Source organism: Streptomyces sp. NPDC042371 (assembly GCF_056437465.1).
Map to the genome: position 1 here is coordinate 1 of NZ_JBWKAP010000015.1, position 14,925 is coordinate 14,925.

A 14,925-nucleotide genomic window follows, 5' to 3' on the forward strand; every position below is an offset into this window, starting at 1 on the left:
CACGCTGTTGAGTTCTCAAGGAACGGACGCTTCCTTTGTACTCACCCTCTCGGGCTTTCCTCCGGGCGCTTCCCTTCGGTGTTTCTTTTGTTCTTGCGTTTCCGACTCTATCAGACTCTTTCGTGTCCGACTTCCTCGGCGCCTTTCCGGTTCCCGCTCCTGCCTTTCGGCTTTCGCGTTTCCCTTTCCGGCGGTTCCGACTCTATCAGATCCTTTCGGGCCTGACTCCCAGTCGAAGTGGGTTTGTCTTTGCGGCTGTTGGGCCGTTCCGACGTCTCAAACTCTAGCGGGTTTTCCCGGCGACTCATAATCGAGCCTTGGAATTGAATTCGGGCATGCCGAATCGGTTCCGTTGGGAGGTTGTGCAGAGTTTGGTTTGCCGCTTCCCGCGGCGGAGGTGCTGTCGCAGAACCGTTAAGGCTCCGTGGCAACCCGAAGAACCTTACGGGTCGGGCAGGTGACTGTCAACCTCCCCCTATGCCCCGTCGGAGGGCCCTTCACTCCAGGTCGGTGAGGCGGCCGCCCGCGTCCGGCTGGGCGTGCTCCACACGACGTAGAAGACGGGTCAGCACCTCGCCCAGGGCGCCGCGCTCCTTCTGGGACAGGTCCTGGAGGAGGTCCTCCTCGAAGACCGTGGCGAGCCGCATCGCCTCCAGCCACTTCTCGCGGCCCTCTGCGGTCAGCTCCACGATGACGCGGACGCGGTTGTTCTCGTCGCGGTCGCGCGTGACGAGGCCCTCCGCCACCATGCGGTCGATCCGGTGGGTCATCGCGGCGGGCGTGAGGCCGAGCCGCTTGGCCAGGTCGCCCGGGCCCATTTGGTACGGGGCTCCGGAGAGGACGAGGGCCTTGAGGACCTCCCACTCCGCGTTGCTGATGCCGAGGGTCGCCGTCTGGCGGCCGTAGGCGACGTTCATGCGGCGGTTCAGGCGGCCGAGGGCCGAGACGATCTCCTCGACCTGGGGGTCGAGGTCCTGGAACTCCCGCTGATACGCGGCGATCTGCTCTTCAAGTGTCGGCTCACTTGGGCCGGGGGTGTCACCCATGGGCCGAGTATGGCACGACCCCGCTTGGCATTGAAGTCCTTCATTGTGTACAGTTTAGGATCGAACTTTAGCTTCGAAGTCTTCACTTCTAACGACTCACTCAAGGCAGGTGAAAGTGACCAGGGCGATGGGCGCAGCGATGCGTCGTATTCAGGCAGGCAGCGCGCTGAGCGCGTTCGGCATCGGGTTCACGGTTCCGTTCCTCTACGTCTATGTGGCGCAGGTGCGAGATCTGGGATCCAGTGCGGCGGGCATCGTGCTCGCCGCGTTCGCCATGGCCGCTCTGATCGTCCTGCCCATCACCGGCCGCGTCATCGACCGTCGCGGCCCCCTCCCCGTGCTCGTGGGTGCGGCGGGCGTCGCCTCCGTGGGCGCGATCGCGCTCGGCTTCGCGAACAGCGAGCCGACGGCGATCCTCGCCGCGGCGCTGCTCGGCGCCGGTACGGCGGTCATGCAGCCCGCGCTCGCGACGATGATCGTCTGGTCCTCGACGCCCACCACCCGGACGCGGTCCTTCGCGATGCAGTTCTTCCTGCAGAACCTGGGCCTCGGCATCGGTGGTCTCATCGGCGGCCAGATCGTCGACGAGAGCCGTCCGAGCAGCTTCACGCTGCTGTTCTCCATCGAGTCCGTGATGTTCCTGGTGCTCGCGGGCATCGCGCTGACCGTGCGGCTGCCGCACGCGCCCGCCATCCAGGACGCGATGCCGAAGGACGCCTCGGCCCCGCGGGGCGGCATGCGTGCGCTCCTGAAGCACAAGGCCATGGTGCAGCTGTGCGTGCTCGGCTTCGTGATTTTCTTCGCCTGCTACGGGCAGTTCGAGTCGGGGCTCTCCGCGTACGGCGTGGAGGCCGCGGGCATCTCCGCCTCGACGCTCGGCATCGCGCTGGCCGCCAACACGGCCATGATCGTGATCGCGCAGTTCGCCGTCCTGAAGTTCGTCGAGCGGCGCAAGCGGTCCCGTGTGATCGCGGCCGTCGGTCTGATCTGGGCCTTCGCGTGGCTGCTCGCCGGGTACGCGGGGGTCGGGCACGGCAGCCAGGCGATGGCCACTGCCGCGTTCATCTCGACGTACGCCCTCTTCGGGCTCGGTGAGTCGATGCTGTCGCCGACCGTCGCGCCGCTGGTCGCCGACCTGGCGCCGGGCGGCATGGTCGGTCAGTACAACTCGGCCTTCGCCCTGGTGAAGCAGCTGGCCCTCGCGGTCGGTCCGGCCGTGGGCGGGCCGATGGGTGCCTCGCTGCACGTGCCGTACATCGTGACGTTCGTTCTCTTCTCGCTGGGCATCACGGTGCTCGCGGTGCGCCTGGGGCGTCGGCTCACCCCGCTGCAGAACCAGCCCTCGCTGGCCAAGAGCCCGGTGGTGGCGCAGGGCGGTCCGGCGGCAGCGGAGCCCGAGACCGCTCACGCCTGAGCCTCGCGCCTGAGCCCCGCGGCCCCTATTTGGGGAGGGCGAACTCGCACCAGACGGCCTTGCCGCCGCCCGGTGTGCGGCGCGAGCCCCAGTTCGACGCGATCGTGGCGACGATGGCGATGCCGCGTCCCGCTTCGTCGGCCGGTTCGGCGCGGCGGCGGCGCGGCAGGTGGTCGTCGCCGTCGGTGACCTCGATGATCAGGCGGCGGTCGGTGCGGCGCAGCCGCAGCCGCATCGGCGGGGTGCCGTGCTGGAGGGAGTTGGCGACCAGTTCGCTGGCCGCGAGGACCCCCAGGTCGTGCAGTTCCGGGGAGAAGCGCCAGCTGGCGAGGACGCCGGTGGCGAAGGCACGCGCGCGTGGGGCGGCCTCCACTCCGCCGAGGAGCTCCAGGGCCGCGTTCCTGAACAGTTCGGCGTCCGATCCGGCGCGGGCCGGGTGCTGGAGGACCAGTACCGCCACGTCGTCGTCGTGGTCGGCCGTCACTCCCAGGGCGCGGATCAGGCGGTCGCACACCACCTGGGGCGTGCCGGTGGCGCCCGCCAGGGCGCGTTCCAGTGAGGCCACGCCTTCGTCGATGTCCTCGCTGCGCCGCTCGACCAGGCCGTCCGTGTAGAGGACGGCGGTGGAGCCGGGGCCGAGCGGGACGGAGCCCGAGGTGTGCAGCCACCCTCCGGTGCCGAGCGGGGGGCCGGTGGGCTCCTCCGCGCGGTGGATGGTGCCGTTCTCGTCGCGCACGAGGATGGGCAGGTGTCCCGCCGATGCGTAGACGAGGCTTCCTTCGTTCGGGTCGTGCACCGCGTAGACACACGTGGCGATCTGGCTGGCGTCGATCTCGGCGGCGAGGCCGTCCAGGAGCTGCAGGACCTCGTGCGGGGGCAGGTCCAGGCGGGCGTAGGCCCGCACGGCGGTGCGGAGCTGGCCCATGACGGCGGCCGCGCGGACGCCGCGGCCCATCACGTCGCCGATGACGAGGGCGGTGCGGCCGCCGCCGAGGGTGATCACGTCGTACCAGTCGCCGCCGACCGCGGCTTCGGTGCCGCCCGGTTGGTACGTGGCGGCGATGCGCAGGTCGTCGGGCTGCTCCAGCTCCTGGGGCAGCAGGGACTTCTGGAGGGTGACTGCCGTCTCGCGCTGGGCGCGCTCGCTGGTGCGCAGGCGCTCGGCGGCCTCGGCGTGGTCGGTGACGTCGGCGGCGAACACCAGGACGCCCGCGCCCTCTTCGGGGCCCGCCGCGGAGCCGCCGAGCGGCAGCGTCACGGGGGTGCACGTGAAGGTGTACGACCGGCCGGAGGGGGCCTTGCGGGACTTGACGGTGCGCGGCTTCGAGCTGCGCAGGACCTGGTCGAGGAGCGACAGGAGGCCCAGCTCGGACAGTTCGGGCAACGCCACGCGCGCGGGCTCGCCGACGGTCCTGGGGCCGAAGGCGGCGGCGTACGCATCGTTGACGTACGCGATGCGGTGGTCGGTGCCGTGCACGAGGGCGACGAGGGCCGGGATGCGGTCGAGCACCTCGCGGACCGGCAGCTCGTCGATGCCGTCGGCGCCGCTGAGGCCGACGGCGCCGTCCGGCGGGGCGGGCTCACCGGTCCCGGTGGGCCGCTCGGCGCGGGCCGCGGGGACGGAGCCGTCCCCGCGCGGTGCCGTGGAGACCGCTTGTTCGGTCCGCGCTGCTGCGCGGCGCTGCGTTCCGGGGAGCCGGGCGCTCCAGCGCGTGAAGTTCACTGCGGTAGGCCTCGTGGTGTCGCTTCTGGATCGGGAACACAGCATGTCGAGAGCGGACGTCCCTGGTGTCGGCCTGGCGGCCTGCCCATGGTCACACGAACAGTCTGACCGAACGGACTGACATCCGTCAGACGCCGGTCCTGTGTGGGGAGTTCCTGACTCCGGTCAGGAGGACTCCTTCGGGCGCCCGCCACCGGCCGCGAGTTCGAACTCCGCGCGGGGGTGTTCGAGCGAGCCGAGGGAGACGATCTCCCGTTTGAACAGGCCGGACAGGGTCCATTCGGCGAGGACTCGGGACTTGCGGTTGATGGTCGGCACTCTGCTCAGGTGGTAGACGCGGTGCATGAACCAGGCAGGGTAGCCCTTCAGCTTGCGTCCGTAGACGTGCGCGACACCTTTGTGCAGTCCCAGGGAGGCCACCGAGCCCACGTATTTGTGCGTGTACTCCTGGAGGGGGCGCTCGCGCAGGGACGCGACGATGTTGTCGCCGAGGACCTTGGCCTGGCGGACGGCGTGCTGGGCGTTGGGTGCGCACTCGGCGCCCGGCTCGTCCGCGGTGACGTCGGGGACGGCGGCCGCGTCGCCCGCGCCCCACGCGTGCGTGGTGCCGTCGACGGTCAGCCGTGCGGTGCACTTCAGGCGGCCGCGTTCGGTCAGCGGCAGGTCGCTGGCGGCGAGCACGGGGTGTGCCTTGACGCCCGCGGTCCACACGACGGTGCGGGTGGGGTGGCGGGAGCCGTCGCTGAGGACGGCCACGCGGTCCTCGCACGAGTCAAGACGTGTCTCCAGGCGTACGTCGATATTGCGCCTTCGCAGTTCGCGCACCGTGTACTTGCCCATCTCCTCGCCGACCTCGGGCAGGATCCGGCCCGTGGCCTCGACGAGGATCCACTTCATGTCCTCGGCCTTGATGTTGTGGTAGTACCGGGACGCGTAGCGCGCCATGTCCTCCAGCTCGCCGAGCGCCTCGACGCCCGCGTACCCGCCTCCTACGAAGACGAAGGTCAGGGCGGCGTCGCGGATCGCGGGGTCGCGCGTGGAGGAAGCGATGTCCATCTGTTCGATGACGTGGTTGCGCAGTCCGATGGCCTCTTCGACCGTCTTGAAGCCGATGGCGTACTCGGCGAGTCCCGGCACGGGCAGCGTGCGGGCGATCGAGCCGGGGGCCATGACGATTTCGTCGTACGCGATCTGGACGGATCCGGTGCCCTCCTCCTCGGTGGCGAGGGTGGTGAAGGTCGCGGTGCGCTTGGCGTGGTCGACCGACTCGACCTCGCCGATGACGATGCGGCACTTGTCGAGGGTGCGGCGCAGCGGCACGACGACGTGGCGCGGCGAGATGGAGCCGGCGGCCGCCTCGGGCAGGAACGGCTGATACGTCATATAGGGGTCGGGGGCGACCACGACGATCTCGACCTCACCCCGCTTGAGCTCGCGCTTCAGCTTTCGCTGGAGTCTCAGCGCGGTGTACATGCCGACGTAGCCACCGCCGACGACGAGAATGCGTACACAGTCCGGGGGCACGGGGGTCGTCCCCCGGGAGATCGCAGCCTTCACCATCCCATGACGCACCCGGCTTTGGTGTTTGTCCACAGGCCCGGCAATTTGTGTGACCGGGAGTGGTGTGCGGGAGGGGCTCGCGGGGTTGCCGCCGGGTGCGCAAGGTGCGCAGGTCAGCGGGGACGAAGGGGGTGCGGGGGTGGGGTGCAATACGGCCTGAAAGGGCGCGTACTCCGATCGGGGGGCGCGCTGTGCGGAACCCGCCTCTTCTGAATTGACCCCCGCTCAACTATGTTCGTGTGACGTCGGGGTGTCGGGGGATGCGCTCGTCGGGTCGGATTTCCGGCTCGCGGAAGGGCTCACTCCTCACACGTCGGTAGCCAATGGCGGGGAGTGTCTCCGGGGGGAGACGTCATTACCGGGGGAACGTGTATGCACATTCAGGAGACTCACTGGACTTCCGCTGCCGTGTCGGCATCAGCCGTCGGCCCGAGCGGGAACGGACGCGACATGGGGGAAGGAGCGCGCACGACACCACTGCGTGTCGACGCACAGCGCAATCTCGAACATGTACTCAGGGCGGCACGCGAAGTCTTCGGCGAGCTGGGTTACGGCGCGCCGATGGAAGACGTCGCGCGCCGCGCGCGGGTCGGGGTCGGCACGGTCTACCGCCGCTTCCCGAGCAAGGACGTGCTGGTCCGGCGGATAGCCGAGGAGGAGACCTCCCGGCTGACCGACCAGGCGCGTGCGGCGCTCGGGCAGGAGGACGAGCCGTGGTCCGCGCTCTCGCGCTTCCTGCGGACGTCCGTGGCGTCGGGTGCGGGGCGGTTGCTGCCGCCCCAGGTGCTGCGGGTGAGCGTGGAGGACGGCGGCAAGGAGGACGAGGCGCGGGTGCCGCAGCAGCGGCAGTCGGCTCCGGACTCCCCCGAGCTCCGTCTCGTCGAACAGCGCCAGGCGCCCGCCGAGGAGTCGGACCCGCTCGGGGACGACACGGGGGCGGCGACTCTGCTCGACGTCGTCGGCCGTCTCGTGGAGCGGGCCCGCGCGGCGGGCGAGCTGCGGGCGGACGTGACGGTGTCCGACGTGCTGCTGGTGATCGCCACGGCGGCGCCCTCGCTGCCGGACGCGGCACAGCAGGCGGCGGCCTCTTCGCGGCTGCTCGACATCCTGCTCGAAGGGCTGCGGTCCCGGCCCGCGTGACCTGCCGGATCGTCTTCGCTCGCCTCTCATGCGGCGGAAGGTTCAACTCCGTTCTGAACGACGGACGTTGAGCCTTCCCCGAATGAGTGAACGGTAGTGCTCGATTTCGGGAAGTCGCCCCGGACGGGTGGTTGAACGTCTTCCCTGTCGGCCTCGGCGCGACCGTGTGGCACTCTTTCCCGGTGGTCGGGTCTGAGTGTGCAACCGGGGGCGTTCCGCGATGAGTGTTGACGGTCGGGACGAGTCGTCCCAGGGCAGTCCCGGCAGCGGTGCGGGAGGTCCCGTCAGCGCGGCCGGTGCGGCCGGTCCGAGTGTGCCTCCGCAGCGCGAGGGCGGTGCGGGCTCATCGGTGCCCGGGGGCGGCGAAGCCCCGGTGCCCGACGCCGACCTGATCGCCCGGATGCGCTCCGGCGACGACTCCGCGTACGAGGAGCTCTACCGCCGTCACGCCGAGGCGGTGCGTCGCTATTCCCGCACCTGCTGCCGTGACGCCCACACCGCGGACGACCTTACCGCCGAGGTGTTCGCCCGCATGCTGCAGGCGGTGCGCGGCGGCAGCGGGCCCGAGCACGCCGTGCGCGCCTATCTGCTCACCACCGTGCGGCGGGTCGCCGCGGGGTGGACGAAGTCGGCGAAGCGGGAGCATCTGGTCGACGACTTCGCGGTGTTCGCCGCGCAGGCCGCCCGTGGCGCCGAGGTCTCCGACGACGACACCCTGGACCTGGGCGCGGACGTCCGCGCGATGCACGAGGCCGAGCAGTCGATGGCGATGCAGGCCTTCCGGAGCCTGCCGGAGCGCTGGCAGGCCGTGCTGTGGCACACGGAGGTCGAGGACGAGTCCCCCAGTGACGTCGCCACGCTCTTCGGCCTCGACGCGAACGGCACGCGCGTGCTCGCGAGCCGCGCCCGCGAGGGCCTCAAACAGGCCTATCTGCAGGCGCACGTCAGCGCCACGCTCACCGAGAGCGAGGAGTGCGCGCGCTACGCCGACCGCCTCGGTGCCTACGCGCGCGGCGGTCTGCGCACCCGCGCCGAGCGCGGCCTGCGCAAGCACCTGGAGGAGTGCGCGAAGTGCCGCCTCGCCGCCGGGCAGATCAAGGACGTCGCCAGCGGCATCCCCGCGGTCGTACCGATCGCCGTCATCGGCTGGTTCGGTGCCGCCGGGTACGCGAAGGTGGCCGCGCTCATCGGCGGTGGCACCGTCGGAGCGGGCGCCGCGGGGGCCGCGGGTGCGGCCGCGGCGGGTGGGTCGACCGGGGGCTCCGCCGCGGGCGGTGCCGCCGCGTCCGAGGGGCTCGGCGCCCCCGCGAAGGCCGGTATCGCGGCGAGTGTCGTGGTGGCCGCCGGGGTCGCCGCGGCGATCGCCCTCACCGGCGGGGGCGGCAAGCCGAAGGCGGATGCGCCGCCGTCCAAGGAGCCCGCGGTCTCCGAGTCGATCGTGCCGCAGAAGCCGCCGCCCGAGAAGCCGAAGCCCGAGCCGAAGCCGACTCCGCCGCCCCCCGCGCCGAAGCCGCCCCCGAAGCCCGCTCCCACGCCGAAGCCGAAGCCTCCCGCCAAGGAGAAGCCCAAGCCGAAGCCGCCCCCGCCCGCCCCGAAGCCCACCCCCACACCGCCGAAGCCCAAGCCGACCCCGAAGCCGCCGCCCCCGCCGCCGCCTGCTCCCAGGGTCTACCAATGGAACGAGCTGGAGTACGGCCTCACCGGCGACGGCACCAAGCCCGAGATGCGGCTCGCCGAGAGCAGCTGGGTGTGGCAGCGCTGGGGCCTGTCCGTCGGCGACAAGCGGTACTCCCACGGCGTGACCGTGCACGGCAGGTCCTCCGTCACCATCGACCTGAACCGCAGCTGTTCGACGTACGACGCGGTCGTCGGCGTCGACGACATGACGATGGGGCTCGGCAAGGTGCGCTTCTCCGTGTACGGGGACGGGGCGCGGCTGTGGCAGTCCCCGCTGGTCAAGGGCGGCGATCCGGCGGTGCCCGTGCATGTGAACCTGAGCGGCCGCAAGACGGTCAGGCTCGTCGTCGAACCGCACACGCCGTTCGACACGACGGCGCTCGCGGACTGGGCGCAGTCGCGGATGGCCTGCGGCTAGGGACTGCGGCTAGGGCCCTTCTGGCGAATCCGCGACGGCCGCGGTCGCGAGCTCCAGCTCCTGCAGAATTCCGTCCACCGTCAGCGCGCTGCCCGCGGCGCGCTCCCGCTCGTATCCGTCCGGGCCGAGCGCGGCCAGGGCCGCACTCTCCACGTGAACCGCCTGTGCGTCCTCCGGATTGGGCCTCCGGTGGCCGTTGCGCAGGGACGTGGCGGCGGCGAGGACCCGGGCCGCGCGCGCATGCTCGCCGACATCGCTCAGCAGCACCGCGGCGCCGTCCACCAACGACGCCACGATCACTTCGGAGCACCGGGACGTCACGGCCTCGCGCGCCGCGGCGGTGACGATGGGCAGCCCGCTGGCCGGTCCGGACTCGGCCGCGGCGACGCGGGACTCCATGCCGCTCAGGGCGACGCTGAACTGCGGGGGCGGCGAGCCGTACTCGGCCTCGGCCCGCGACGCCTCGCACAGGGTGCGGGCCGTGTCGATGTCTCCCTCGTCCAGGGCGAGCAGCGCGCCAAGCAGCCGTACGAAGGCGCGTGAATCCGTCACCCCGTACCGATCGGCCTCCCGGCCCGCCTCCTCGAGGACCTTCGCCGCCGCGGCCCGGTCGCCCTCGCGGTAGGCGACCTCGGCGAGCCGGGCGAGCAGGAACGATGATTCCGCGTACGCCCCCACCTCGTAGGCGAGGCGCAGCGCTTCCTCGTACTCGACGCGGGCCTCCTCGTGTCTGCTGCGGGCCATGGCCGCCTCGCCCGCCGCGCTGCACACCTGGGCGCGCATCCAGCGGTCGCCCACGCGGCGGCTCAGCTCCCGCAGCTCCGCCAGGTCCTCGTCGACGCCGGAGAGGTTGCCCGGCATGTCGACGGCCATGTGCGTGCGGAACATGAGGATGACGCCGAGGTCCCAGTCCTCGCCGTAGCGACGGCAGTTCTCGACCGTGCGGTTCAGCGGCGTCAGCGCGTCCTCGTGGGTGCCGCCCGTGAAGAAGATGGTGAACGGCCAGAGCAGCCCGGGGAAGCGGGCGGTCTCGGGCACGGGCCGCGCGAAGACCTCGCGCAGCGCCTCGACGAGCCCCGGGTCGGCCCACTCCACGTGGTAGGCGGGTGAGTCCGCGGGTCTGGACTCCGCGACCAGGCACAGGTGCAGCAGATGGAGCCTCATCCACGGCCAGTAGAGCGGGTCGTCCTCGGCGGGCAGGCCGGGGGGAGCGAGCTCCAGGACGCGGGCCATCCAGTCGGCGCCCTCCCTGCGGTAGTTGCGCAGCCACCAGAACCAGCCGGTGTTCAGCGCCATCTCGACCGCGCCCGCCGCGTCACCGGACGCGGCCGTGCGCTGGAGTGCGGCCCGGATGTTGTCGAGCTCCGTCTCCAGGCGGCCGATCCACGGCAGCTGTTCCGCGGAGCGGAGCAGGGGCTCGGCGCGGGCCAGGAGCTCCCGGAAGTACGCCGAGTGGCGGGCCTCGGCCGCGGCGAGCAGGGCGGGGGTCTCGGCGGCGCGCTCGGTCGCGTACTCGTGGATGGTCTCCAGCAGGCGGTAGCGCATGCCGCCGTCGGTGGGGCTCGCGGACGGGACGGCCACCACCAGGGACTTGTCGACGAGGGCGCCGAGCAGGTCGGTGGCGGGCGCGGTGCACACGGCCTCGGCCGCCGGGAGGTCCCAGCTGCCCGCGAAGACGGACGCCTCGCGCAGCACGGCCCGCTCGGCCTCGTCCAGGAGGTCCCAGGACCAGTCGACGACGGCCCGCAGGGTCTGCTGGCGGGGCAGGACCGTGCGGCTGCCGCTGGTCAGGAGGCGGAAGCGGTCGTCGAGGCGGTCGGCGATCTGGCGCGGGGTGAGCAGCCGCAGGCGGGCGGCGGCCAGTTCGATGGCGAGCGGCAGCCCGTCGAGACGGCGGCAGATCTCGGCGACGGCCTCGGCATCCGCCTCCGGGTCAAAGCCAGGCCGCACCGCGGCGGCCCGCTCGGTGAACAGGCGGTGGGCCGGGTCGGGCGGGAGCGGCTCCACGGGGCGCACCGACTCGCCCGGCACGCCCAGGGGTTCGCGGCTGGTGGCGAGGATGGTGAGGCCCGGGCAGTGCGTGAGGAGGGCCTCGGCGAGCTCGGCGGCGGCGCCGATCACGTGTTCGCAGTTGTCAAGGAGCAGGAGCAGGCTGCGCGGGGCGCAGTACTCCACGAGCAGGGCGACCGGGTCGTCCTGCTGTGTGGTCAGCTCGCTGGTCATCAGGACGGTCTCGCGCAGGTCGAGCGCGCTGACGACAGCGCCGGGCACCGCCTCGGGGTGGTCGAGCGGGGCGAGCTCGGCCAGCCATGCCTGCGGATGCCCGGCGGCGGCTTCCTCGGCGAGGCGGGTCTTGCCGGAGCCGCCCGGTCCGGTGAGGGTGACGAGGCGGGCTCTTCGCAAGTCGGAACGGATGGCGGCGAGTTCGGGTTCCCGGCCGACGAAAGAGGTCAGGCGGGTGCGGATGTTTCCGTGCTGCTCGGGCCTTGCGGATCGCTGTGGTTGGGGTGGGTGGGAGGCGTGCGATCCGTGGGAGTCGTGGGGTATTTGTGGCGACTGGGGTGAATGGGTTGGTTGTTGGGGCTGGGGTGCTTGTGGTGACGGGAGGCGCTGCTGACTCTGCGGCTGCTGTGACGGTCCGGCGCCGCCAGGCTCCCGCCCGCGGCTCCGTTCCCGCCCGACCCGCTCCCGACCCGCCAGCAATTCCGCGTGCAGCGACCGCAGTTCCGGGCCCGGGTCGGTGCCGAGTCCGTCGGCGAGGGCGCGGCGCGCTTCCTCGTAGGCGGCGAGCGCGTCGGCCCCGCGTCCGGCATCGCGCAGGGCGCGGATCAGCAGGGCGTGCAGCGTCTCGTCGTAGGGCTGGGCGGAGGTCAGCTCCCGCAGTTCCGGTACGACCTCGGGGGCGCGGCCGAGGAGGACGTCCGCCTCGATCCGGGCGCGGACTGCCTCCGCGCGCTGTGCCTCGGGGCGCGCCGCGGCGGCGCGGTCGGGCAGGTCGGCCAGGGCGGGGCCGTGCCACAGGGCGAGCGCGTCGCGCAGGGTGCGGGCGGCCGGGGCCGGGTCGCCGCGGTCCAGCTCCGCCCTGCCCTCGCGCGCGAGGCGCTCGAAACGGTGCAGGTCGACGTCGTCCGGGGCGACGGCGAGGCGGTAGCCGCCGGGGGCCGACACGACGGCGTCCTTGCCGACGGCCCGGCGCAGGCGGCCCACCAGGGCCTGCAGGGCGGCGGGGGCGTCGGCGGGCGGGTCGCCTGCCCAGACCTCTTCGATGAGCGCGCCGACGGTGGTCGTGCGGTTCGCGTGGAGCGCGAGGGCGGCGAGCAGGGCACGCAGCCGCTGGCCCCCTACGGACAGAGGGGCGCCTTGGTCGTCGTACGCCTCGGTGGCGCCCAGGATTCGGTACCGCACCACGTCATTCTCCCCGCCCTGGTGCGCCGGGGCGCGTGCTTTCTTTCCGGGGGCGCGTTGTCGGGTCCGGCGTCCGGCTCCAGAGACTGCCCCGTCCTGCCGCTACCGCCCCGCTCCTAGTGCCCCTCTCTGCGGGACCACACTTCCAGTGGGAACAGCTCGTTGCCGTGCTGGAGTCCCCGTCCAGCACGTTCCTCTTCGCGACAGGAGCCGCCGCAGCCACAGCTCGGTGGAGACCAGGTCGGCCAGGCCGTCCAGCGGCAGCGGTTCCCCCTCGGCGGCCGAGCGCAGGGCCTTGCGGACCACGCGGGCTTCGACGAGGCCCGCCTGGGCGAGCAGCGGGGTGTCGAAGAGGGCGATGAGGTCGTCCACCGCCACGCGGAGCCCGGTGCGGGCGGCCGCCGCGTTCGAGGCGTGGGACGGGGCGCCCCAGCCGGGCGGCAGTTCGGCGACCCCGGCGCCTTCCAGGACGGTGCGCAGGATCGCGGCCCGCGCCCCGGGCTGCACGCGCAGGGCTTCGGGGAGCGCCCGGCAGGCGCGGACGACCTGGTTGTCCAGGAAGGGGGCGTGCAGGCGCTGGAAGCGCACCTCGGCGGCCTGTTCCAGGAGGCGCAGGTCCGCGGCGTGCCTGGCGAGGGCCGCCCGCGCGCGGAACTCGCCGGGGCGCTGGCCGGGCCCGCCGGGACGCATGGTGGTGTCCTGGAGGCGAACCGATACTTCAGCGAGCGCCTCACCGGTGAGCCAGCGCGCCGCGGGTCCTGGCCTGGCCCATGCCAGGGCGGCGAGCGACGCCCCCACGGCTCCGCCGGGTTCGTCGAAGCGGCGCTGCAGTAGGCGCTCGGCGAGCGATTCGACGCCTGCCCGGTGCGGTGTGCGGGCGAGCTTGCGGGCCGCGCCGTACACGCGCGCTGGGACCATCACCGAGCCGTCGGCCTTCGCCAGTGCCGCCACGGGGCGCACCATGTGGCGTCGTTTGCGGTCCATCAGGAGGTCGGCGAGACGGGCCGGGTGGGCATCGAGTACCTGCCGGGCGCCGTGGCCCGTGAAGTGGTCGGCGCTGCCCGAGGAGAGCCGGGCGCGGTGGCGCTGGGCGGCCACCAGGACGGCGCTCGGCTCGTCCGTCAGCGGGCCGTCGAGGTCGGCGTAGGGCAGGGCCTCCTCGCCCGCCGCGACGACCACGTGGTGCAGGCGCGGGTTGGCCGCGATGGCACCGGCCCGCTCCAGTTCGGCCTCCCTGCCGTTGATGGCGAGGTCGTTGAAGGTGACGGCGAGGAGCCGCTCGCCCGCGCCGGTGCCGTGGCCGAGCACCGTGCCGGGCATCCCGGGCAGACCGGCCGCAAGGAGAGCGAGGGTGCCCGAAGCGGGTCCTCCGGAGAGGTCGGCTCCGATGCCGGGCACCGGCATGCCGCGGGCCGCGCGCCGTTCGGCGGGGCCCATGCCGGGCACCGGGCCGGGGTCGACGTCCGTGCCGGGCACGTGGCGGGGTGCGGTGAGGCGGGCGCGTACCGCGTCGATGAGGGCTTCCCGGACGCCGTCCACCGCGCTGTCGGCGTCGGTGGGGGCCGCCGCGACCGCAAGCGAGGCCACCGGTTCGTACCCGGCGATCTCCCGCGCGCCCGCGCGCAGGATCAGCGCATGCCCCGGGGGCACGCGACGCACGCCCTGGTACGGGGTCGAGTCGTGCAGCGCTTCGGGGACGTCCGGCGCGGCGAGCAGCGCCGCGAGGTGGCCGATGTCCAGGTGGGCCTCGATGAGGTCGGCCAGCGGCAGCGCGGCCGTCGCGTAGGCCGTGCCGCCGGACCAGGGGGTGTAGAAGACCGGGCGGGCTCCTGCGAGGTCACCGGCGATCATGACGCGGCGGCCGACCTGGACGACCGCCGTGTAACTGCCGGACCAGGCGGTCAGATGGCGCAGGGCGCCGCCGCGGGCGGCGAGGAGGCCGACCCTGAGCTCCTCGTCGGAGGCGCCGCAGGTGCCGAGGACCGCGATGCGGGTCTGCTCGTCGGCCGTCACTGTCCGTACTTCGTCGGCCCGCCAGTCGCCGACCGCCCAGAGGGGGTTCGGGTCGCCCCACAGGAGCTGGGAGCCCACGGGGTGGACGGTCTCGCCGTCCTCACCGGTGGCTCCGGCCGAGCCCACCGCCGAGGATCTCGCGGTGGTACTGCTCCACCCCACCAACCACCGCATCGCTGCCTCCACAGGCTGTGGACGGGCCGTCGGCGAAGCGCCGCCAGGCACGGCCGATCAGTGCACCGAAGAACTGGGGTCCCATGCTGCCACGAAGGAGGCGCGCGGGAAGGACTACGGGGCCGCTTGCGCCCCGGGAATGCGCCCCAGGTGAGCGGTAGTTGAGAGCAGAACGTCGCCCTCCCCCTTGGAGAGGCTCCGGGGAAGCCCCGGAGCGGGGTCGGAGACGGCCCTGAGCAGACCCGGGGAGGTGTCGGAGGCGCCCTGCGCCGATCTTCACAGGCGCACGTACACGCCGCACGGGGCGCACGCGCAGACCACACTCGGGGCGCACGCGCAACCGCCGTTGTGCGCA

The 14,925-nt window shown here is 72.6% G+C and carries 9 protein-coding genes; 3 read left to right on the forward strand and 6 right to left on the reverse strand.

Annotation, left to right across the window (positions count from 1 at the left end):
- Positions 1–497: 497 nt before the first annotated feature.
- Entirely contained in the window at positions 498–1,046 is a 549-nt protein-coding gene (locus tag AC068B_RS34195) for a MarR family winged helix-turn-helix transcriptional regulator (RefSeq protein WP_478675417.1), read from the reverse strand.
- Between the two features lie 127 nt (positions 1,047–1,173).
- Between AC068B_RS34195 and AC068B_RS34200 the strand changes: the two genes are divergently transcribed.
- Positions 1,174–2,460, forward strand: coding sequence for an MFS transporter (locus tag AC068B_RS34200; RefSeq protein WP_478675418.1), 1,287 nt, complete (start codon positions 1,174–1,176; stop codon positions 2,458–2,460).
- A 25-nt stretch (positions 2,461–2,485) separates the two neighbouring features.
- Here the strand turns inward: AC068B_RS34200 and AC068B_RS34205 are convergent, their stop codons facing one another.
- Complete coding sequence (locus tag AC068B_RS34205) at positions 2,486–4,183, reverse strand: ATP-binding SpoIIE family protein phosphatase (protein WP_478675419.1); 1,698 nt, start codon at positions 4,181–4,183, stop codon at positions 2,486–2,488.
- 165 nt (positions 4,184–4,348) lie between these two features.
- Positions 4,349–5,743, reverse strand: a complete 1,395-nt coding sequence (locus AC068B_RS34210; protein ID WP_478675420.1) for an NAD(P)/FAD-dependent oxidoreductase — start codon at positions 5,741–5,743, stop codon at positions 4,349–4,351.
- 372 nt (positions 5,744–6,115) lie between these two features.
- On the opposite strand from AC068B_RS34210, the gene AC068B_RS34215 reads away from it, so the two are divergent.
- Together AC068B_RS34215 and AC068B_RS34220 are read left to right on the forward strand one after the other, a co-directional pair.
- Positions 6,116–6,883, forward strand: a complete 768-nt coding sequence (locus AC068B_RS34215; protein ID WP_478675421.1) for a TetR/AcrR family transcriptional regulator — start codon at positions 6,116–6,118, stop codon at positions 6,881–6,883.
- Between the two features lie 220 nt (positions 6,884–7,103).
- A complete protein-coding gene (locus AC068B_RS34220; RefSeq protein WP_478675422.1) occupies positions 7,104–8,978 on the forward strand; it encodes a sigma-70 family RNA polymerase sigma factor in 1,875 nt (624 codons plus the stop codon).
- Positions 8,979–8,987: 9 nt separating this feature from the next.
- On the opposite strand, the gene AC068B_RS34225 is transcribed toward AC068B_RS34220, so the two are convergent.
- The 3 genes from AC068B_RS34225 to AC068B_RS34235 form a co-directional block, all read right to left on the reverse strand.
- Complete coding sequence (locus AC068B_RS34225) at positions 8,988–12,383, reverse strand: AfsR/SARP family transcriptional regulator (protein ID WP_478675537.1); 3,396 nt, start codon at positions 12,381–12,383, stop codon at positions 8,988–8,990.
- A gap of 102 nt (positions 12,384–12,485) precedes the next feature.
- Positions 12,486–14,570, reverse strand: a complete 2,085-nt coding sequence (locus tag AC068B_RS34230) for an asparagine synthase-related protein (RefSeq protein ID WP_478675423.1) — start codon at positions 14,568–14,570, stop codon at positions 12,486–12,488.
- Positions 14,497–14,655, reverse strand: coding sequence for a hypothetical protein (locus tag AC068B_RS34235; protein ID WP_478675543.1), 159 nt, complete (start codon positions 14,653–14,655; stop codon positions 14,497–14,499). The genes AC068B_RS34230 and AC068B_RS34235 overlap by 74 nt, the downstream gene beginning before the upstream one ends.
- Between the last annotated feature and the right edge of the window lie 270 nt (positions 14,656–14,925).

What these genes read in the sequence shown, in the direction of transcription:
- AC068B_RS34230 (WP_478675423.1), bottom strand. Translation starts at nt 14,570, where the DNA reads ATGCGGTGGTTGGTGGGGTGGAGCAGTACCACCGCGAGATCCTCGGCG.
- AC068B_RS34195 (WP_478675417.1), bottom strand. Translation starts at nt 1,046, where the DNA reads ATGGGTGACACCCCCGGCCCAAGTGAGCCGACACTTGAAGAGCAGATC.
- AC068B_RS34220 (WP_478675422.1), top strand. Translation starts at nt 7,104, where the DNA reads ATGAGTGTTGACGGTCGGGACGAGTCGTCCCAGGGCAGTCCCGGCAGC.
- AC068B_RS34215 (WP_478675421.1), top strand. Translation starts at nt 6,116, where the DNA reads ATGCACATTCAGGAGACTCACTGGACTTCCGCTGCCGTGTCGGCATCA.
- AC068B_RS34200 (WP_478675418.1), top strand. Translation starts at nt 1,174, where the DNA reads ATGGGCGCAGCGATGCGTCGTATTCAGGCAGGCAGCGCGCTGAGCGCG.
- AC068B_RS34235 (WP_478675543.1), bottom strand. Translation starts at nt 14,655, where the DNA reads ATGGGACCCCAGTTCTTCGGTGCACTGATCGGCCGTGCCTGGCGGCGC.
- AC068B_RS34210 (WP_478675420.1), bottom strand. Translation starts at nt 5,743, where the DNA reads ATGGTGAAGGCTGCGATCTCCCGGGGGACGACCCCCGTGCCCCCGGAC.